Origin of the sequence: Pseudomonas neuropathica, from assembly GCF_051174785.1 — a bacterium.
In the GTDB taxonomy this organism is placed as follows: domain Bacteria; phylum Pseudomonadota; class Gammaproteobacteria; order Pseudomonadales; family Pseudomonadaceae; genus Aquipseudomonas; species Aquipseudomonas neuropathica_A.
The window spans coordinates 4311678-4332652 of the sequence record NZ_CP195111.1 but is presented as its reverse complement, the minus strand read 5'-3'; the positions used below and the strand labels follow the sequence as shown (position 1 = coordinate 4332652).

General features: G+C 60.0%; 14 protein-coding genes. 8 read left to right on the top strand and 6 right to left on the bottom strand.

Annotated features, from left to right (window positions below):
- The first annotated feature begins 175 nt into the window (after nt 1-175).
- The 6 genes from ACRRSD_RS19485 (at nt 176) to ACRRSD_RS19460 (ending at nt 6284) form a co-directional block, all read left to right on the top strand.
- Entirely contained in the window at nt 176-865 is a 690-nt protein-coding gene (locus ACRRSD_RS19485) for an ABC transporter permease (protein ID WP_435038522.1), read from the top strand.
- A gap of 21 nt (nt 866-886) precedes the next feature.
- Nucleotides 887-1780 carry a glycine betaine ABC transporter substrate-binding protein gene (locus tag ACRRSD_RS19480; protein ID WP_435034787.1) on the top strand — a complete coding sequence of 298 codons (894 nt, stop codon included), beginning with the start codon at nt 887-889 and terminating at the stop codon, nt 1778-1780.
- 12 nt (nt 1781-1792) lie between these two features.
- Complete coding sequence (locus tag ACRRSD_RS19475) at nt 1793-2446, top strand: ABC transporter permease (RefSeq protein ID WP_435034786.1); 654 nt, start codon at nt 1793-1795, stop codon at nt 2444-2446.
- On the top strand, nt 2443-3597 hold the full coding sequence (locus tag ACRRSD_RS19470) for an osmoprotectant ABC transporter ATP-binding protein OsmV (protein WP_435034785.1): 1155 nt from the start codon (nt 2443-2445) through the stop codon (nt 3595-3597). The genes ACRRSD_RS19475 and ACRRSD_RS19470 overlap by 4 nt, the downstream gene beginning before the upstream one ends.
- A 132-nt stretch (nt 3598-3729) precedes the next feature.
- Entirely contained in the window at nt 3730-4491 is a 762-nt protein-coding gene (locus ACRRSD_RS19465) for a hypothetical protein (protein ID WP_435034783.1), read from the top strand.
- 629 nt (nt 4492-5120) lie between these two features.
- A complete protein-coding gene (locus ACRRSD_RS19460; RefSeq protein WP_034154440.1) occupies nt 5121-6284 on the top strand; it encodes a type III PLP-dependent enzyme in 1164 nt (387 codons plus the stop codon).
- 261 nt (nt 6285-6545) lie between these two features.
- On the opposite strand, the gene ACRRSD_RS19455 is transcribed toward ACRRSD_RS19460, so the two are convergent.
- Both ACRRSD_RS19455 and ACRRSD_RS19450 read right to left on the bottom strand, forming a co-directional pair.
- Nucleotides 6546-7298 carry a tetratricopeptide repeat protein gene (locus tag ACRRSD_RS19455; protein ID WP_435034781.1) on the bottom strand — a complete coding sequence of 251 codons (753 nt, stop codon included), beginning with the start codon at nt 7296-7298 and terminating at the stop codon, nt 6546-6548.
- A complete protein-coding gene (locus ACRRSD_RS19450; RefSeq protein WP_435034779.1) occupies nt 7295-7975 on the bottom strand; it encodes a Fe2+-dependent dioxygenase in 681 nt (226 codons plus the stop codon). The genes ACRRSD_RS19455 and ACRRSD_RS19450 overlap by 4 nt, the downstream gene beginning before the upstream one ends.
- Nucleotides 7976-8182: 207 nt before the next feature.
- Between ACRRSD_RS19450 and ACRRSD_RS19445 the strand changes: the two genes are divergently transcribed.
- Both ACRRSD_RS19445 and ACRRSD_RS19440 read left to right on the top strand, forming a co-directional pair.
- On the top strand, nt 8183-10504 hold the full coding sequence (locus ACRRSD_RS19445) for a TonB-dependent receptor (protein ID WP_435034777.1): 2322 nt from the start codon (nt 8183-8185) through the stop codon (nt 10502-10504).
- A gap of 244 nt (nt 10505-10748) precedes the next feature.
- Nucleotides 10749-13277: a PepSY domain-containing protein gene (locus ACRRSD_RS19440; protein ID WP_435038521.1), complete on the top strand. Its 2529-nt coding sequence runs from the start codon at nt 10749-10751 to the stop codon at nt 13275-13277.
- A 208-nt stretch (nt 13278-13485) separates the two neighbouring features.
- Here the strand turns inward: ACRRSD_RS19440 and ACRRSD_RS19435 are convergent, their stop codons facing one another.
- The 4 genes from ACRRSD_RS19435 to ptsP form a co-directional block, all read right to left on the bottom strand.
- On the bottom strand, nt 13486-15027 hold the full coding sequence (locus tag ACRRSD_RS19435) for an alkaline phosphatase D family protein (protein ID WP_435034776.1): 1542 nt from the start codon (nt 15025-15027) through the stop codon (nt 13486-13488).
- 184 nt (nt 15028-15211) lie between these two features.
- Entirely contained in the window at nt 15212-16945 is a 1734-nt protein-coding gene (locus ACRRSD_RS19430; RefSeq protein WP_435034775.1) for a PTS fructose-like transporter subunit IIB, read from the bottom strand.
- Between the two features lie 11 nt (nt 16946-16956).
- On the bottom strand, nt 16957-17898 hold the full coding sequence (gene pfkB / locus ACRRSD_RS19425; RefSeq protein WP_435034773.1) for a 1-phosphofructokinase: 942 nt from the start codon (nt 17896-17898) through the stop codon (nt 16957-16959).
- Entirely contained in the window at nt 17898-20759 is a 2862-nt protein-coding gene (gene ptsP, locus ACRRSD_RS19420) for a phosphoenolpyruvate--protein phosphotransferase (RefSeq protein ID WP_435034771.1), read from the bottom strand. Before ptsP ends, pfkB begins: the two co-directional genes overlap by 1 nt.
- Nucleotides 20760-20975 lie beyond the last annotated feature (216 nt).

Sequence of the window (20975 nt, the reverse complement as noted above, 5' to 3'; positions counted from 1 at the left end):
GCCTGACGAGGCTGCGCTCATGGCTCGCTTTCAGACCGCTTTGCCGGGACTGAAAAACGGCTACTTTTCGCGAATGACGCTCTCGGCAGCCATGTACGGCTTGCCACACGGGAGTGCGCTCGCCGACTACAAAAAAAGGAGTCCGCCTGTGGCTATCCGCTATGGCAAAGGGCTGATGGGAGGTGCGGTGGTGATCGCGCTCCTGGCCCTGCTGGTCCACTGGATCGGCATCAACACGATCGAACACTACCGCGACGATTTGTTGTTTTACCTGCAAGCTCATCTGATTCTCGTCCTCGCTTCAATGCTGGCCGCCCTTATAGTGGGCATCCCCGCCGGTATCTTTCTCAGTCGCCCGACCATGGTCGGCCGCGCTGAACGCTTCATGCAGATCTTCAATATCGGTAACACCGTGCCGCCGCTGGCCGTGCTCGCGATTGCCCTGGGCGTCCTCGGCATCGGCAGTGGTCCGGCGATCTTCGCTTTGTTCCTCGCTTCTTTGCTGCCGATTGTGCGCAACACCTACGAAGGCTTGAAAAATGTCCAGAGCTCGCTGAAAGAAGCAGCCGTCGGCATCGGCATGACCCCGCGCCAGGTGCTGTGGAAAGTCGAGCTGCCCAACGCCGTGCCGATCATCGTCGGTGGTGTGCGCGTGGCTTTGGCAATCAACGTCGGCACCGCCCCGCTGGCGTTCCTGATCGGCGCCAACAGCCTTGGCAGCCTGATCTTCCCTGGCATCGCCCTGAACAATCAGCCGCAACTGCTGCTCGGCGCCGCGTGCACCGCGCTGCTGGCCTTGCTGCTCGATGGCGTGGTCACCCTCGCCAGCCGCCTCTGGCTGGAACGCGGTTTGCGCCCGTCTTAAGGCTTTTGCGAAGGAATATTTATGAAACGACTTAGCTTGATCTTAGGCTGCGTATTGCTGTTCGCGGGAATCGCGCAAGCCGCCGAAAAACCGGTCATCCGCCTCGGCGCCCGGGTGTTTACCGAGCAGACCCTGCTCGCCGAAATCACCGCGCAATACCTGCGCAGCAAAGGTTATGACGCGCAGATCACTGGTGGTCTGGGCAGCAACCTCGCCCGCAGCGCTCACGAAAGCGGGCAGCTGGACATGCTCTGGGAATACACCGGCGTGTCGCTGGTGGCCTACAACCATGTCACCGAGAAACTCGACAGCGCCCAGTCCTACGCCCGGGTAAAAGAACTCGACGCGAAAAAAGGTCTGGTCTGGCTGACGCCGTCGAAATTCAGTAACACCTACGCCCTCGCCCTGCCGAAAAAAGTCGCCGAGGAATATCCGCAGATCAACAACATCAGCCAGTTGAACGAAGTCCTGCGCGCTGAAGCCAAGACCAATCACCTGGTGGCGTTGGACACCGAGTTCGCCAACCGCTCAGATGGCCTGATCGGCATGGTCGATCTCTACGGCATGAACCTGACCCGCAAAAACATCCGCCAGATGGATGCCGGGCTGGTTTACACGGCATTGCGCAACGGTCAGGTGTTTACCGGTCTGGTCTACACCACCGACGGTCGTTTAAACGCCTTCGGCTTGAAACTGCTGGAAGACGACAAGCACTACTTCCCCGACTACACCGCCGCGCCAGTGGTGCGTCAGGCCTACCTCGACGCCCATCCACAACTGGCCGAGCAACTCAAGCCGCTGGCCGAACTGTTCGATGACGAAACCATGCGCCAGCTCAATGCGCGGGTCGACGTCGATCACGAAAGCCCCTCGAAAGTTGCCGCCGATTTCCTGCGCCAGCACCCACTTGATTAAGGAGGAAAAGTCATGGAATTTCTGAACGCCTTTTCCCACCTCGACTGGCAGCAGGTGATGCACCTGACCTGGCAACACATCACTTTGGTCGGAATCGCCGTGACCCTGGCGATTGTCGTTGGCGTGCCGCTGGGTATCCTGATGACACGCTTTCCGACCCTCGCCGGCCCTTTGCAGGCCAGCGCCACGGTGCTGCTGACGGTGCCGTCGATTGCCCTGTTCGGTCTGCTGCTGCCGTTCTACTCCAGGTTCGGCCAGGGCCTCGGCCCGATGCCGGCGATCACCGCCGTGTTCCTTTATTCACTCCTGCCGATCATGCGCAACACCTACCTCGCATTGACCGGTGTCGAACCCGGCATCCGTGAAGCCGCACGCGGCATCGGCATGACCTTCGGCCAGCGTCTGCGCATGGTCGAGTTGCCGATTGCGGTGCCGGTGATCCTCGCCGGCGTGCGTACCGCCGTGGTGATGAACATCGGCGTGATGACCATCGCCGCGACCATCGGCGCCGGCGGCCTCGGTGTGCTGATCCTCGCGTCCATCAGCCGCAGTGACATGTCGATGCTCATCGTCGGCGCGCTGCTGGTCAGTCTTCTGGCGATCTTCGCCGATCTCTTCCTGCAGTGGCTGCAACGTTCGCTGACTCCAAAAGGACTCCTCAAATGATCGAACTTCAAAACCTCAGCAAAACTTTCCAAAGCAACGGCAAAGATGTCAAAGCCGTGGACTCGGTGAGCCTGACCGTCAATGAAGGCGAAATCTGTGTGTTCCTCGGGCCGTCGGGTTGCGGCAAAAGCACCACGTTGAAAATGATCAACCGCCTGATCAAACCGACCTCGGGCAAGATCCTCATCAACGGCGAAGACACTACCGATCTGGACGAGGTGACCCTGCGTCGCAACATCGGTTACGTGATCCAGCAGATCGGCCTGTTCCCCAACATGACCATCGAAGAAAACATCGTCGTCGTGCCGAAACTGCTCGGCTGGGACAAACAGAAATGCCACGACCGCGCTCGCGAACTGATGAGCATGATCAAGCTTGAGCCCAAGCAGTATCTGCATCGTTATCCACGCGAATTGTCCGGTGGCCAGCAACAGCGCATCGGCGTGATCCGCGCACTGGCGGCGGATGCACCGTTATTGTTGATGGACGAACCATTCGGTGCGGTCGACCCGATCAACCGCGAGATGATCCAGAACGAGTTCTTCGAGATGCAGCGTGCGCTGAACAAGACCGTGATCATGGTCAGCCACGACATCGACGAAGCGATCAAACTCGGCGACAAGATCGCGATCTTCCGCGCCGGCAGACTGCTGCAGATCGATCACCCGGACACGCTGCTCGCGCATCCGGCAGACGACTTTGTCAGCAGCTTCGTCGGCCAGGACAGCACGCTCAAGCGCCTGCTGTTGGTGAAAGCCGAAGATGCCGCAGATAACGCGCCATCTGTCAGCCCGGAAACGCCGGTGGCCGATGCGCTGGAATTGATGGATGAACATGACCGTCGCTACGTGGTGGTCACCTGTGCCGAGAACAAGGCGCTGGGGTATGTGCGTCGTCGTGACCTGCACCGTCAGACCGGCACTTGCGCGCAGTTCCTGCGTGAGTTCAACGCCACCGCCGCGTATGACGAGCATTTGCGCATCCTGCTGTCGCGCATGTACGAGTTCAATCGCTCGTGGCTGCCGGTGATGGATGCCGAGCGGGTGTTCCTCGGTGAGGTGACGCAGGAGTCGATTGCGGCGTATCTGAGTTCGGGTCGTTCGCGCGGGATGAAGACCAGCATCGTCTCGCCGGCTGAGGCAGTGGCGTAACCACTTGAAATGGGGCTGCCACAGCAGCCCCTGATCATCTGCAATGAGTTGAATTGATCGGAACACATACAAGCCGATAGCATCGTGGTTTGCGGATAATGACGTCCGCGCGAACCGATCAAGGACCCTTGCATGATCGATCAAATTGCAGCCCTGAACTCGCTACGTAAAGATCTGCCAGATGCCATTGGCTGGACAACGATGGGGCCTTATCTGTTTCACGCTCCAGCAGAGATGGTGACTGGGGAAACTCGTTACACCTGCACGCAAATCGCACTTTATAACGAGTCGGATTCAACCCTGGCCGACGTCAAATTGCTGTACCGGGGAAACTTCGAATTCGTCCCGCTTATCACGTACTCCCGACACGAAGCAGCCGTGAAATGGGAACACAATGCGGCGGACAAGGAACTGGTGCTCAAACAGGTTCCGCCCAATGAAGAAGTCGATATCTCGATCTACAACCCACGGGATTTCGAGGTTGTGCAGGTTCTGGTGAATGGAAGGAAAATCACCGATTTCATGACTCGCAGAGCCTTGGCCAAGGCGTATCCCACTCCACTGCGCTGGCGGATCGCACTCCCCGTGCTAGGCATTCTTGCCCTCGGCGCGCTGTCGTACACCAGTTGGCAGACCTACTCGATGGTCAAGAGCAACATGGATTACGAACGTGATTACTCGCTTCTCTCTACGGTGCCCAACGGCTTTTCCGGTTGCCATCCCTATGTTTTTGACAACCCTCCAAACGATTCCAGTGAGAAACAACTCGAGCGTCTCTTGAAACAGCAAAACCAGTGGATGGATTTCATTCTGGCGATGAACAAAGTTTCATTACCTGAGGAGTTACACCTTAAGGATCGGGTGGTGCTGTGCAAGTCGATCGAGAAATCCTGAATCAAATGGGCTGGTCACCGGTTTGTCGGTGATAGGTCCGGAAAGTTTGCAGCGATGGTCTGTGATGCCCATGCGGGACTTAACGCTCGCAAGCTTGGGCGGTGAATTTTCATCGCTTCATGTCTGGAAAGAAAAATGAACACCGGCGCTGGGCATCGGCTCGCTGATTTCTCCTTTAACACAACTCAAATTACGTCATTGAGACTGTCTTTGCGGGGAACGTCGGGGATGTCGAGTCTATTGAAGTTAACTGGCATCTAGCGGAGATCGGCAGCGAACGTGCAGGCATTTTTAACACTGAAAAAATCGACGGGAACATCTGCCCGTCATCTCGGTCGGCTACAAAGAGAGATGAATGCGACGTACGTCAGAAGCGTGCAAAAACGCGACATTTTTAGTTGATCTCAGGCCCCTCACGCCCTAAAGTTCGCGCCGAACGTCCATGCTGGAAACGATCCATCCGGCTCAAGTACTGACGACGAGACAGCAAGGCCAAGGGAAGCTGCACATCCCGTGGCCTTTTTGCTTTCGGCGACATGCCTTGGGAAGTAGGCGAACCAAAGTGGGGATACGGAGGACGTTCATTTGCACCCATTGTTTTTACTTGTTTGCCCATAGGAGCTCCCAGCATGTCGATCCAGGTCGAAGACTATTTCGCGCGCGCTACATTCGACAAAATGAAGGCGTTCGCCGACAAACAGGAAACCCCGTTCGTGGTGATCGACACCGCGATGATCGCCCAGGCCTACGATGACCTGCGTGCCGGTTTCGAATTCGCCAAGGTCTACTACGCGGTCAAGGCCAACCCGGCCGTCGAGATCATCGACCTGCTTAAAGAGAAAGGTTCGAGCTTCGACATCGCCTCGATCTACGAGCTGGACAAGGTGATGGATCGCGGCGTCAGCGCCGACCGTATCAGCTACGGCAACACCATCAAGAAATCCAAGGACATCCGCTACTTCTACGAGAAGGGCGTGCGTCTGTTCTCCACCGACTCCGAAGCTGACCTGCGCAATATCGCCAAGGCTGCACCGGGTTCGAAAGTCTATGTGCGCATCCTCACCGAAGGCTCGACCACGGCTGACTGGCCGCTGTCGCGCAAATTCGGCTGCCAGACCGACATGGCCATGGACCTGCTGATCCTCGCTCGCGACCTCGGCCTGGTGCCTTACGGCATCTCCTTCCACGTCGGTTCGCAACAGCGCGACATCAGCGTCTGGGACGCGGCGATTGCCAAGGTCAAAGTGATCTTCGAGCGTCTGAAAGAAGAAGACGGCATTCACCTGAAGCTGATCAACATGGGCGGCGGCTTCCCGGCCAACTACATCACCCGCACCAACAGCCTGGAAACCTACGCCGAAGAAATCATCCGCTTCCTGAAAGAAGACTTCGGTGATGATCTGCCGGAAATCATTCTCGAGCCGGGCCGTTCGCTGATCGCCAACGCCGGTATTCTGGTCAGCGAAGTGGTGCTGGTTGCACGCAAGTCGCGCACTGCGGTCGAGCGCTGGGTGTATACCGATGTGGGCAAGTTCTCCGGCCTGATCGAAACCATGGATGAAGCGATCAAGTTCCCGATCTGGACCGAGAAAAAAGGCGAGATGGAAGAAGTCGTGATCGCCGGCCCGACCTGCGACAGCGCTGACATCATGTACGAGAACTACAAGTACGGCCTGCCGCTGAACCTGGCGATCGGTGATCGTCTGTACTGGCTGTCGACCGGTGCTTACACCACCAGTTACAGCGCGGTTGAGTTCAATGGCTTCCCGCCGTTGAAATCGTTTTACGTGTAAGCGCTGAACCGGTAATGCAAAAAGCCCATGACGTGTCATGGGCTTTTTTGTGTCTGTGTGTTTGGCTTGATGTTTTGCGGGGTACTTGAGACCGAGGCCCCTCACCCCAGCCCTCTCCCAAGGGAGAGGGAGCCGACCGAGGTGTAAAGCGTCATTCACCGACCGGAGAGACCGTGTCGATTATGGATTCGGCAAAGCACCTTCAGGTCGGCGTAACTCTTCAATATCCCCCGGTCAGTCCCCTCTCCCTCCGGGAGAGGGTTAGGGTGAGGGCTCTTGGCACCGAAGCGCATACCGCCCAGCCAACGCCTGAATCCTCGGATCAACAGCACTCGCCAACGTCTGACTCGCCACCCGCAGAAAATTCAGATTGCCGCCGGCCAAAGCTTTCTCAAGCCAATCGACCGCCTCATCAATCCGCCCTTCACCCGCCAACACCGCGGCAAAACTGAACTGCCCACGAAAATCCCCGCCCTCAGCTGAGCGCCGATACCACTCACGCGCCGCCAAAGGATCCGCCGGGCACACCTGCCCTTCTTCCAGATAGCGCCCCAGCAGATTCATCGACTTCGCATGGCCCAATTCAGCCGCACGCCGATACAGCGCCAACGCCTGTTGATGATCCACCGCCACACCCCGCCCGGTCGCGAGCAGATTGGCGAAGTTGTACATCGCCCAATCCAGTCCGGCCTCCGCCGCAATCCGATAGTGCTGCGCGGCAACCGACGTATCCGCCGCAACGCCCCAGCCGTGCTCAAGACAACGCCCAAGCATGTTGCGCGCCATCAAATGCCCGCGCCCGGCGGCAATGCTGAACCAGCGCAGCGCCAGCGCTTGATCCTGCGCGATGCCCTGGCCGTCCAGAAGAATCTGCCCAAGCAACGCCTGCGCCTCTACTTCGCCCTCGCCCGCCGCAAGCAGAATCGCCTGCGCCGCGCGTGCCGGGCTTTCTACAAGCATGGCGCTGAGTTGTTCACCGTCGAGGACTTCCTCGCGGCGCAGTTGAAAACTCATACCTCGACCCAGCGCCGCAGCAGGTTGTGATACGTACCGGTGAGGCGGATCAGCGAAGGGTGATCAGGCATGTCTTGAGTCAGTTGCTGAATCGCCCCGTCCATCTCGAACAGCAACGCACGCTGGCTGTCTTCGCGCACCAGACTCTGTGTCCAGAAGAACGACGCATAGCGCGCGCCGCGAGTGACCGCGTTGACCTTGTGCAGACTGGTGCCGGGGTACAAGACCATGTCGCCGGCCGGCAACTTCACCCGCTGGATGCCATAGGTGTCCTGGATTTCCAGCTCGCCGCCGTCGTAATCCGCAGGCTCGCTGAAAAACAACGTCGCCGACAGATCGGTGCGCACCCGCTCGATACTGCCCTTGGGCTGGCGTACGGCGTTATCGATGTGGAAATCGAAACTGCCACCGGCCGTGTAACAGTTCACTAACGGCGGGAAAACCTTGTGCGGCAACGCGGCGGACATGAACAGTGGATTTTTCCACAACCGCTCCAGCATCGCCGCGCCGATTTCCTTGGCCAGCGGATGACCTTCTGGCAGTTGTAGATTGTGCTTGGCCTTGGCCGATTGAAAGCCGGCGGTGATCTTGCCATCGGCCCAATCGGCCTGCTCCAGCGCCTCACGAATGCGCTGCACTTCGTCTTTCGCGAACAGCCCGGGGATGTGCAACAGCATGGCAATGACACCTGATGGCAAAGAGGCGGCAATGGTATTGATTCTTATTGGCCCTGTAAAACCCGAGAGACGAATGAACTGGCAAAAACCGTAAGGTTAAATTGTAAAGAATGTAAATTCAGTGCGAATAACAATGTTTCGCAATTGATACGAATACTTGTTTAACCTATATTCCGCCGCCTCAAATCCTTGGGGAGGGGAATAAAAATGGCACGTCAACACGCACAATTACCGGTCAGTTCACCACGTCTGCTCGCCTCTGCAATCGGTGTGGCAATCACCGCCGGCTCCGCTGGCCAGATGGTGTTCGCCGCGGAAAAAACCGACAGCAAAGCCGCCGGCAATGCCATTGCCCTGGACGCCACATCGATCACTGGCGAAGCCCAGGACTCGACGTCCTATCAGGTCGAAAAAGCCTCCTCGCCCAAGTACACCGCGCCGTTGGTCGATACACCGCGCTCGGTCACCGTTATTCCGCAACAAGTCCTCAAAGACACCGGCGCCCTGAACATGCAGGACGCGCTGCGCACCGTGCCGGGCATCACCTTCGGCGCCGGTGAAGGCGGCAACCCACAGGGCGACCGTCCGTTCATCCGTGGCTTTGACGCCCAGGGCGATACATACCTCGACGGCGTGCGCGACACCGGTTCGCAGAGCCGCGAGATCTTCGCCGTGGAAAACATTGAAGTCAGCAAGGGCCCGAACTCCGCCATCGGCGGTCGCGGCGCGGCCGGCGGCAGCATCAATCTGGTGAGCAAGAAAGCGCACCTGGGCAACTCGTTCGATGGTGGTTTCACTTGGGGTTCCGATCAGACCCAGCGCTACACCCTCGACGGCAACTACCAGTTCAGCGACACCGCCGCTGGCCGTCTGAACCTGATGAGCCACGAGAGCAATGTCGCCGGTCGCGACAAAGTCGATTACGACCGTTGGGGCATCGCTCCTTCCCTGGCGTTTGGCCTGGGCACCGACACCCGCGTCAACCTTGATTACTACCATCTCGAAAGCAACGACACCCCGGACTCGGGCGTGCCGTACACCATTCCTTCCGGCGGTTCGGCTGCACGCACCAAATCCAACCCGGACAAGCCATATGCCGGCGGTGACCACAGCAATTTCTACGGTCTGGATCGCGATTTCCGCAAGGGCCGCACCGACACCGCGACCTTCGCCATCGAGCATGACCTGAGCGACTCGCTGACGATCAAGAACACCCTGCGCCACGGCACCAGCATGCAGGATTACATCCTGACCCAGCCGGACGACAGCAAGGGCAACGTCAACAATGGCAGCCTCTGGCGTCGTGCCAACACTCGGGTGAGCAACACCGAGACCACCACCAACCAGACCGACCTGTTCGGCAACTTCTACGTTGCCGGCTTCAAGAACAGCTTTTCCACCGGCGTTGAATACACCCGTGAGGAAAGCCAGAAGTCCTCGTACAACGTCAACACCGACACCACCCCGCGCACCACCAACGTGCCAGCGAGCAGCAACTGCACGCCGTCGATGATCGGCGCGCCGAGTAACTACAACTGCACGTCGCTGTCGAACCCGAACCCGAACGATCCGTGGAACGGCGCAATCTCGCGCAACTACGCCGGCACCGACACCCAGGCCAACACCTACGCACTGTATGTGTTCGATACCCTGGAGCTGAACGAGCAGTGGCTGGTGAACATGGGTCTGCGTTACGACCACTTCGACACCGACTACAAGACCTACAACGCCGCTGGCACCACCACGTCCAAGGGCGATGACACCAGCGAGTTCGTCACCGGTCAGTTCGGCGTTGTCTACAAGCCTGCGGAAAACGGCAGTATCTACGCCTCCTACGCCACCTCCGCCACGCCGCCGGGCAACACCTTGGGCGAAGGTCAGGAAGGCAACCCGTTGGGCGGCACCCCAGATCGCAGCGGCAACCTGCTGAGCAGCGACATGGAGCCGGAAACCACCAAGAACTACGAAATCGGTACCAAGTGGGATCTGCTCAACGATCGTCTGTCGCTGACCGCTGACGTCTTCCGCACCGAGAAAGAAAACGCTCGCGTACAAGTCGACACCTCGTCGTACGAAAACGCCGGCAAGACCCGTGTGCAAGGTGTCGAACTGTCGGCCAGCGGCAAGATCACCGACAAGTGGCAAGTGTTCGCCGGTTACGCCTTCATGGACAGCGAACAAGTCGACGGCGGCCCGATGGGCAAGGCCAACGATGGCAACGAACTGCCGAACACGCCGAAAAACAGCGCCAGCCTGTGGACCACTTACCAGGTCACCCCGAAGCTGACCATCGGTGGCGGCGCGTTCTACGTCGACGACGTTTACGGCAGTGTGGCCAACACCACCATGGTTGACTCATATGTTCGCTACGACGCGATGGCGGCTTACAAGCTGACCAAGAACATCGACCTGCAACTCAACGTGCAAAACCTGACCAACGAAACCTATTACGACAAAGCCTTTTCGACCCACTTCGCCAACCAGGCGGCGGGCCGTACGGCATTGTTGAGCACCAACTTCCACTTCTAAGCAAGGTGGAACCTGTGAAACCTGTGGGAGCGAGCTTGCTCGCGAAAGCGGTGGGTCAGTCAGCCTTCATGTCACTGACAGATTGCATTCGCGAGCAAGCTCGCTCCCACAGGTGATGTGATCAAAAGGCTTGGCCCCGTTCATTCAATTGAACGGGGCTTTTGTGCGTAAGAAAGAACGCTTCTCGATAACCCACGGCATAATGCGCGCCGTGAAGACAATTTCCGAATGGACGGCGAGTGACGTGTTGAAGAAAACCCTGTTCCAGTTGCACTGGTTTTTTGGCATCACCGCAGGCCTGGTGCTGGCGTTGATGGGCATCACCGGCGCGGCCTATTCGTTTCAGGACGAAATCCTGCGGGCGCTGAATCCCTCCGTCCTGCAGGTGGAAAAGCAGGTGGCCGGCGTGCTGCCGCCCGTCGAACTGGTCGAGCGCATCGAAGCCACGTCGGGCAAGAAAGTCTCGATGCTCTGGGTCGAAACCGACAGCGGCAACGCGGCGAAAGTCTTCTTCACCCCGCCCAAGGGTGAACGTCGCGGTGAGATGCGCTATTTCGATCCGTACACCGCCGAGTTCATGGGCGATGCCGTCGGCCAGGATTTCTTCGGCCTGATGCTGCAACTACACCGCTTCCTCGCCATGGGCGATACCGGGCGCAACATCACCGGCGCCTGCACGCTGATTCTGTTGTTCTTCTGCCTCTCCGGCCTGTACCTGCGCTGGCCGCGTCAGTGGCACAGCTGGCGCGTGTGGCTGACCCTGGACTGGAAGAAAAAAGGTCGCGCCTTCAACTGGGATCTGCACTCGGTGGCCGGCACCTGGTGCCTGCTGGTCTATCTGCTGCTGGCGTTGACCGGATTGTCGTGGTCGTACGAGTGGTACAACAAAGGCCTGACCAAATTGCTTTCCGACTCACCACAAAACGAGCGCGTGCGCGGTGGCCGCGGCCCGGCGCCGGAAGGCCCGGCACCGACCGCCGATTACGCGGCGATGTGGAGCAGCATCTACAGCGCTGCCGGCCCGGGGCTGGCGGCGTACAACATCCGTATGCCGGCCGTCGCTGGCCAACCGGCGACCGTGTTCTACCTGCTCGACAGCTCGCCGCATGATCGCGCGCTGAACCAGATCACCCTCGACCCGGCCACCGGCATCGTCAAACGCGTCGACCGTTACGCCGACAAGAGCTTCAAGGCGCAACTGCTGACCAGCATTTATGCGCTGCACGTCGGCAGTTATTTCGGTCTGATCGGGCGGATCATCATCACGCTCGCAGCGGTGTGCATGCCGCTGTTTTTCATTACCGGATGGCTGCTGTACCTCGACCGTCGGCGCAAGAAAAAACAGATCAAGGATGCTCGCCAAGGCCTGGAACAACCGGCCGGCGACGCGTCGGCATGGCTGATCGGTTTCGCCAGCCAGAGCGGTTTCGCCGAGCAACTGGCGTGGCAGACCGCCGGGCAATTGCAGGCCGCCGGATTGCCGGTGAAGGTGCAGCCACTGGCCAATGTCAGCGAGCAGGATCTGCGTGAATCGAACAATGCTTTGTTCGTGGTCAGCACCTTCGGTGACGGCGAAGCACCGGACAGCGCCCGTGGTTTCGAACGCAAAGTGCTGGCCGGGGCCTCGACACTCCACAGCCTCAACTACGCAGTGCTCGGCCTCGGCGATCGGCAGTACGCGCACTTCTGCGGTTTCGCCAAACGCTTGCATCAATGGCTCGGCGAGCACGGCGGCAAGACCTTGTTCGCGCCAGTGGAAGTCGACAGCGGCGATCCTTACGCGCTGCGTCACTGGCAAACGCAACTGGCTCAGTTGACCGGACAGGCGCCAAGCGAAACCTGGCAAGCGCCAAGCTACGACAACTGGACGCTGCTCCGGCGCGAACTGATGAACCCCGACAGCAGCGGCGCACCGGTCTATCTGCTCGGTCTCAAAGCCCCGGACACGCGAAGCTGGCTGGCCGGTGATCTGGTCGAAGTGCTGCCGCGCAATTGCCCGTGGGCCATCGAACATTTCCTCGACGGCCTCGGCATTCGTGGCGAAACCACAGTAAAAATCAACGGCCTCGACGAGCCGCTCGAAGTGGCGCTGGCCTCGCGGCAATTGCCCGAGCACCGCGCACATCTGGTCGGTATGCATGCGCAATCGCTGGTCGATGCGATGGTGCCACTGGCCATGCGCGAATACTCGATCGCCTCGATTGCCGCCGACGGCGTGCTGGAGCTGATCGTGCGTCAGGAACAGCATGCCGATGGCACCCTCGGCATCGGTTCTGGCTGGCTGACCGAACATGCGCCAGTGGGCGGCAGTATCAGTTTGCGGGTGCGACGCAACAGTGGTTTCCATCTGCCGAACGACCCCGTGCCGATGATTCTGCTGGGCAACGGCACCGGACTGGCCGGGTTACGCAGCTTGCTCAAGGCACGGATTGCCGATGGTCAACAGCGCCAGTGGTTGCTGTTTGGCGAGCGCAATCGTGAGCACGATTTCCTCTGCCGCGCGGAGCTGGAGGAGTGGCTGATCAATGGTGATCTGGAACGGCTGGATCTGGCGTTTTCGCGGGATCAGGCGGAGAAGGTTTATGTGCAGGATCGTTTGCGTGAATCGGCTGACGAGTTGAAGAAATGGTTGGCGGATGGTGCGGTGATTTATATCTGCGGCAGCTTGCAGGGAATGGCCTCGGGGGTTGATCAGGTGCTTAACGACATTCTCGGGGCAGCCGAAGTGGAGCGGTTGATTGAGCAGGGTCGATATCGGCGTGATGTCTATTAAGAGCCCCTCACCCTAACCCTCTCCCAAAGGGAGAGGGGACTGACTGGGGGATGCTTGAGATGTACGCCGACCTGCGACTGCTTTACCGAATCCATAATCGACTCGATCTTTCAGGTCGACGTATGACGCAAGACCACTCGGTCGGCCCCCTCTCCCTCCGGGAGAGGGCTGGGCGGGCGGCGTTCCGATGAGGGTTAGCTTTTGATCTTCAAACGGGCTGCAATTTTTTCTCAAAAACCGCCACCCCATTCAAATCCCGCAACACCACACTCATCTCCCCACTCTGCCCTTCAATATTGACCTCGCCAAAAAACTGAAACCCGGCAAATGGTGACGTGTTCTGCGCCGGTGGCGCCTTCTCGAACACCACCTCCGGGCCAAAGGTTTTATCCAGCGGATTAGGCCCGAAGCTCCCGGCATTCAGCGGCCCCGCTACAAACTCCCAGAACGGTTCGAAATCCTGAAACGCTGCACGCTCCGGGTGATAGTGATGCGCCGCGCAGTAATGCACATCCGCCGTCAGAAAGACGAAATTGCGCACCTGCTGCGCGCGCAGATAACCGAGCAATTCGGCGATTTCCACCTCGCGCCCCTGCGCCGGTCCCGGGTCACCGTTAGCCACCGCTTCCCAACGCGCCACGCCCGGGCTGACCTCACCATCCGGCACACCGAGGCCAATCGGCATGTCAGCGGCGATGACTTTCCATTGCGCTTTCGACTTCTTCAAACCGCGCTTGAGCCAGTCCAGTTGCTCACGCCCGAGAAACGGTTTCGCCGCACCAAGATTGTCGTCATTGGCGCCGCGATAACTGCGCATGTCGAGCACGAACACATCGAGCATCGGCCCGTAGCTGATCTTGCGATAAATCCGCCCGCCCCCATCGGCAGCCTGCAAACGCATCGGTGAATATTCCAGCCACGCCTTGCGTGCGCGTCCGACCAGGGTGTGGATATCTTTTTCCTGATAACGCTCGTCGAGCTGCTTGCCCGGCGACCAGTTGTTCACCACTTCATGGTCGTCCCACTGCCAGATCTGCGGCACTTCGGCGTTGAAGCGACGGATGTTTTCGTCCATCAGGTTGTAGCGGTAGTTGCCGCGATAGTCGTCGAGGGTCTGCGCGACTTTGCTCTTGGCTTCGGTGGTGAGGTTGCGCCAGATGCGACCGTTTTCGGTGGTGAGCTGAGCGGGTACGGGGCCGTCGGCGTAGATGGTGTCGCCGCTGTGGATAAAGAAGTCCGGCAGGCGCAGGCGCATGGCTTCGTAGATGCGCATGCCGCCGATGTCCGGATTGATACCGAAGCCCTGGCCGACGGTGTCGCCGCTCCAGACGAAACGAATATTGCGACGCGCCGTCGGTGCACTGCGCAGGTGACCCAGCCACGGTTCGCTGGCGACGCCGGTGCGGGCGTCCTTGAAATACACGCGGTAAAAAATCGCCTGATCGGCGGGCAGTCCGGTGAGTTCAACGCGGGCGGTGAAGTCGCTGCGGGCATCGGCGAGCGCCGAAACCAGCCGGCGTGGATGGCGAAACTGGCTGCGGGTGTCCCACTCAACCACCATATGCGCCGGGCGATCGCTGCGGCTCCAGATCATCGCGCGGTCGCCTTGCAGGTCGCCGGACTGCACGCCATCGGTCAACTGCGGACGATCCTTGACCGAGGCAATCACCGCCGGCGCCAGGCTTGGCATCAGCAGACCGGCGCCAACGACTTGCATGACACGCCGGCGACCGGGGTTGAAATCGCTCATGGTGTTCTCCCTGAAAAAAGGAAAACTTAAGCACGCTCACATGACCCGGAAATGACACCAGACACACCACACAACCAATGTGGGAGCGAGCTTGCTCGCGAATGCGTCTTATCAGTCGAAATCTTATTCGCTGACACACCGCTTTCGCGAGCAAGCTCGCTCCCACAGGGTTTTGTGGAGCCAGTTAAGCCTTGGCGGGTTCCAGCGCCAGCTCTACGGCTTCCGGGCGTTTGACCGTCGCGTAGACAACGGCGGTCAAGAGGCTCCCCGCGACAATCGCCAGCAAATACAGCAATGCATGATTGATCGCATTCGGAATCGCCAACACAAACAAGCCACCATGCGGCGCCATCAGTTTGCAGCCGAAATACATCGACAACGCACCGGTCAACGCACCACCGGCAATGCTCGCCGGGATCACCCGCAACGGGTCTTTCGCAGCAAACGGAATCGCTCCTTCGGAGATAAAGCACAGGCCCAATACAAACGCCGCTTTACCCGCCTCGCGCTCAGTCTTGGCGAACTTGCGCCGCGCAATAAACGTGGCGATGCCCAGGCCAATCGGCGGCACCATCCCGGCGGCCATGGTCGCGGCCATTGGCGCATAACTCTGCGACGCCAACAGCCCCACCGAGAACGCGTACGCGGCTTTGTTGATCGGCCCGCCGAGGTCGACGCACATCATGCCGCCAAGCACCACGCCGAGCAGAATCGCGTTGGTGGTGCCCATGCTGTCGAGAAAATTGGTCAGCGCCAACAGCATCCCGGCGACGGGTTTGCCGACCACGTAAATCATCACCAGACCGGTGAACAGACTGGCGAACAACGGGATGATCAGAATCGGTTTCAGTGCTTCGAGACTTTGCGGCAAGGCGACATATCGACTGATCGCCTTGGCCGCATAACCAGCGATAAAACCGGCAACGATGCCGCCGATAAATCCGGCGCCCAACGTACTCGCAAGCAAACCACCAATCATCCCCGGCGCCAGGCCCGGACGGTCAGCAATCGAATAGGCGATATAACCTGCCAGCAGCGGCACCATCAGTTTGAATGCAGTCTCGCCGCCGATCTGCATCAGCGCCGCGGCCAGCGTGCCTTCTTCCTTGAACGCGGTGATGCCGAACACGAACGACAGCGCAATCATCAAACCGCCCGCCACCACCATCGGCAGCATGAAAGACACACCGGTCAACAGGTGTTTGTAGACACCGGTCTTCTCTGACCTGGTCGCAGGTTTTCCGTCACTGGCAGCGCTTTCCACCTTGCCTTCCGCCAGCGCTTTTTTCAGCGTGGCTTCGGACTGTTTCAACGCAATCCCGGTACCGCAACGATAGATCTTCTTGCCGGCGAAACGCTCGGTGGCGACTTCGATATCCGCCGCCAGCAACACCACGTCTGCCTCGGCAATCGCCGCTGCGCTCAACGGGGTCTTCGCCCCCACTGAGCCCTGGGTTTCGACCTGCAATTCATAGCCCAGACGCTTGGCGGTTTGCTGCAAGGCTTCGGCCGCCATGAAGGTGTGCGCGACACCGGTCGGGCAGGCAGTAATGGCAACGATGCGTGGGGCACGCAGTGCATCAGCAACCGGTTCAGCCGCGCCGGCGACGTAAACTTCAGCCTCTTCAGCACCACGACGCAGCACCGCTTCGACATCCTGCAGCGCCTGCGCCGGGGCGATCTGGAAAACACGTTTACCGACAAAACGCGTCATGTCGACCGCGCCGGTGGCAACCAGCAAAACCCACTCGGCCGCTGCAATGGTCGCCGCCGACAACTCGCGTTCCGGGTGCGCCGCATCGACCACTTCCACGCTGGTGCTCCAGCCCTGACGCTGCGCCGCCGCATCGAGCAAACGCGCGCACAGCACACTGGTGACCATGCCGTTCGGGCAAGCCGTAACAATGGCTAATTTCATGACAAACCCTCTTATTGTTCTGTCAGGGGACGCACGCGCACGCCCTGTTCGAGCTGCGCCAGTTGCGCAGCGTCGTTGATGCCAAAACCGATCTGGGTCACCGCCATCGCGGCAATCGCGGTGGCCGTGCGCAGGGTTTGTTCAGGCGTGTCGGCGCTGAGCAGACCGTGAAGCATGCCGGCCAGCAACGAATCACCGGCACCAACGGTACTGGCGACGCTGACCTTCGGCGGCGTGGCGTGCAGTGCCGAACCGACGCTGAACCAATTCACACCGTCAGCACCGTGGGAAATCACCACGTGCTCGATGCCTTGCGCATGCAAGCGCGCCGCTGCTTGCACTTGCGCCGCGTGCGAAACCACCTCGCAACCGAGCGCCTCGGCGAGTTCTTCCGTGTTCGGTTTGATCAGCCACGGACTGGCCTGCAACGCCGCACGCAAGGCTTCGCCGCTGGAGTCGAGGGCGACTTTCAAACCGAGCTGGTTGAGCCGTTCGATCAGTTCACGCAACCACTGCGCGGTCACGCCACGCGGCAAACTGCCGGCGACCACCACCGCATCGTGACCCGGTGCAATCTGCACCAGACGATCCAGCAACGCCTGCTGCGCGGCGGCATCGACCACCGGCCCCGGGCCGTTGATGTCGGTGATGCGCCCACTCTGCTCCGCCACTTTGATATTGCTGCGCGTCTCGCCCGGCACGCGGATGAATGCGTCGACAAAACCACGCTTGGCGAACAAGGTTTCGAACGCTTGCAGATTGTCTTCGCCGAGAAAACCGCTGACCGTCAATTGATGGCCGAGGTCGGCGAGCACCTGGGCGACGTTCACGCCTTTGCCGGCGGCGTGGGTGTGCATCTCGTCGCTGCGATTGACCTGACCGGCCTCCAGGTGTGGCAGTTCGACGGTGAGGTCGAGCGCCGGGTTGAGGGTCAGGGTAAGAATCTTGGCCATTACAGGGCCTCCACTAATGCGCGCACTTCGTTCGCGCTGCCCACGGCCAGGGCGTGTTGAGCAAGGGTTTGCGCCTGAGTCAGGCTGAGCTCGCGGATGCGTGCTTTCACTTCAGCAATGCTGCGCCCGGAGACACTGAGTTCATCGACACCGAGGCCGACCAGCACCGGCACCGCCAGCGGATCTGCCGCGAGTTCACCGCAGACGCCGACCCATTTGCCATGGGCATGGGCCGCGCGCACGGTGATGTCGATCAGTTGCAACACCGCCGGGTGCAAGCCGTCCGCCTGCGCCGACAGGGTCGGATGACCACGGTCGATGGCCAAGGTGTATTGCGTGAGGTCGTTGGTACCGACGCTGAAGAAGTCGACTTCCTTGGCCAACACTGGCGCAAGCAAAGCGGCGGACGGCACTTCGATCATGATCCCCAATTGCAGATCGGCGACCGGAATTTCCAGGCGCAGACGCTCGGTCATGTCGCGGGCCTGACGCCATTCTTCAACGCTGCCAACCATCGGGAACATGATCCGCAACGGACGGTTATCCGCCGAACGCAGCAAGGCGCGCAATTGCGCTTCCATGATTTGTGGGCGCTGCAAGGTCAGGCGAATGCCGCGCACGCCGAGGAATGGGTTTTCTTCCTTGGCGATCGGCCAATACGGCAGCGGTTTGTCGCCGCCGACATCAAGGGTGCGCACCACCAGCGGACGACCGGCGAGGCCATCGAGGACGCGGCGGTATTCGGCTTCTTGCGTGGCTTCGTCCGGCGCTTGCGGATGGGCCATGAAAATCAGTTCGGTGCGCAGCAGACCGATACCTTCGGCGCCCTGCTCCACTGCGCTGATCACGCCCGCGCTTTCGCCGATGTTGGCGAACACTTCGACCGCATGACCGTCGGTGGTGTGTGCCGGTTGATGGCGTTGCTCGGCGGCAATTTTCAGACGTTGTTCGCGGGTGTCGCGTTCTTCGGCAGCGCGTTGCAGCGTCGCGGCATCGGCGTCGACGTGCAGGCGACCGCGTTGGCCATCAAGCAGCAACGGCGTGCCCGGCGCCAGCAACAACACCGCTGCGCCAGCGCCGACCAGTGCTGGAATCCCGAGAGCACGGGCGACGATGGCGCTGTGCGCGGTAGCACCGCCGCGTGCGGTGAGAATCCCCGCGACGCGCGCCGGGTCCAGCCGCGCGACGTCGGAGGGGCCGACTTCGTCCATCACCAGAATGTACGGTTGCTCAGGCTCGCTCGCGGACTGCACGCCACACAGTTGCGCCAGGACGCGGCGACCGATGTCACGCAGATCCGCCGCACGCTCGGCGAGCAAAGCGTCCTGCAACGATTCCTGTTGTTTGGCCGCCGCCTCGATCACCGCCATCCACGCTGCTTCGGCGCTTTCGCCTTGTTTGAGGCGGGTGTCGACTTCGTCGGTGAGGTCCGGGTCGTCGAGCATTTCCTGATGGGTGATGAAGATCTCGCGGATGGCTTTGGCTTTGCTGCGCTCGATCAAACCTTGAATGTCACTGCGCACATCACTGAGCGCTTGCTTGAGACGTTCGCGCTCAACGGCGGCGGACTCGCCGCGCAGCGGATAATCGATGGTTTGCTGCACTTGGATGTGTGCCGGGCCGATGGCGATGCCGGGTGCTGCCGGGATCGCCTGCAACTGAGCGCCGGACGCTGGAGCTATCAGCACTTCGGCGATGTCGGCAATGACTTCGCGTTGCTGACTCACCGCTGGCAGCGGCTCGACTTCTTCACCGAGGCCTTCTTCGATAGCAGCCAAGAGTGCCGGCAAGGCATCCGCGGCAATGCTCGGTTCAGCGATCAACTCCAGCACCTGACCACGACGGGCGCCAAGGCTGAGCAGTTTGCTCAAACTCTTCACCGACACGGCGCTGTCCTGACCGTCGACGATGCGCACACGAATCTCGCCATCAAAACTCTTCGCCAGTTGCGCGAGGATCTTCGCCGGGCGCGCATGCAGACCGTGGGCGTTGGCCAGGGCAATACGCGCGCTCGGCCAGTCGGCGGGCAACTCACCGCCGAGCACTTCGAGGACTTTGCGACTGCTGGTAGCGCGGCCCAGCTCATGGCCGCGACCTTCGATGAGCAACGCGCACAAACGTTCGAGCAACGCTTGATGTGCCTCGCCGAGACTGGCCAGGCAGAACAGGCCGCTGAGCGGCTGGCCGAGGTAACGCATCGGTTTATCCGGCGTGACAAACGCCAACCCCGGACGCTTCACCGTTTGCTCGCTGTGCAGCCACCACAAGCCATCACCCAGCGGCAGCGCTTCGACCTGCTGCAACACGCCGGCAAAACCGTTGCTCACACAATCGGCCTGACGCAGCAGACGCGCGCCACGCCAGACCAGTTCTTCGAAATCGTCGGCCGATACACCGAGGCCAATCATCTGCGCGTCCAGCGCCAGTTCCTGCGGCGCGCCTTGCAGCAGTTTCAGCAGGGCTTCGGGGGAACTGGCGCGACGCAGGGCCTGGCCCAGATCGGTCTCGCCGAGGGCACGGGTCAGCAGTTGCAGCAGGCGCAGGTGTTCGTCGGATTTGGCAGCGATACCAATCGCCAGATAGACGATCTGGCCATCGCCCCAGTCCACGCCTTCCGGGAACTGCATCAGGCGCACGCCAGTAGCGAACACCTGATCGCGGGTTTGCGGAGTGCCGTGGGGAATGGCAATACCTTGACCGAGAAAGGTCGAGCCCTGGGCTTCCCGTGCTTGCAATCCAGCGAGGTAACCGTCGGCAACCAGACCATCGGCCACCAGGTGATTGGCAAGCAGTTGCAAGGCAGCGGGTTTATCCACAGCCGATTGGCCCATGGATATCTGCTCTATAGTGAGCTCGAGCATGCGATCTCCTTTTTGGCGCTTCATGAGTGCCAGGTATTGTTTTGGATGGTTTGCAGCTTAGGCGCTTTACCGCTTTGCTTTTCAGCGGCAGTTTTGGCGGTTTCACGGCAGAACCGACCAAAGACGTCTAAAACGTAGAAAATACGCTTGCTGAAACGTTTAATCTAGATTGATCGGCACGTTACTCGATAATGTCCCATCCTTGAAGTCCAACTT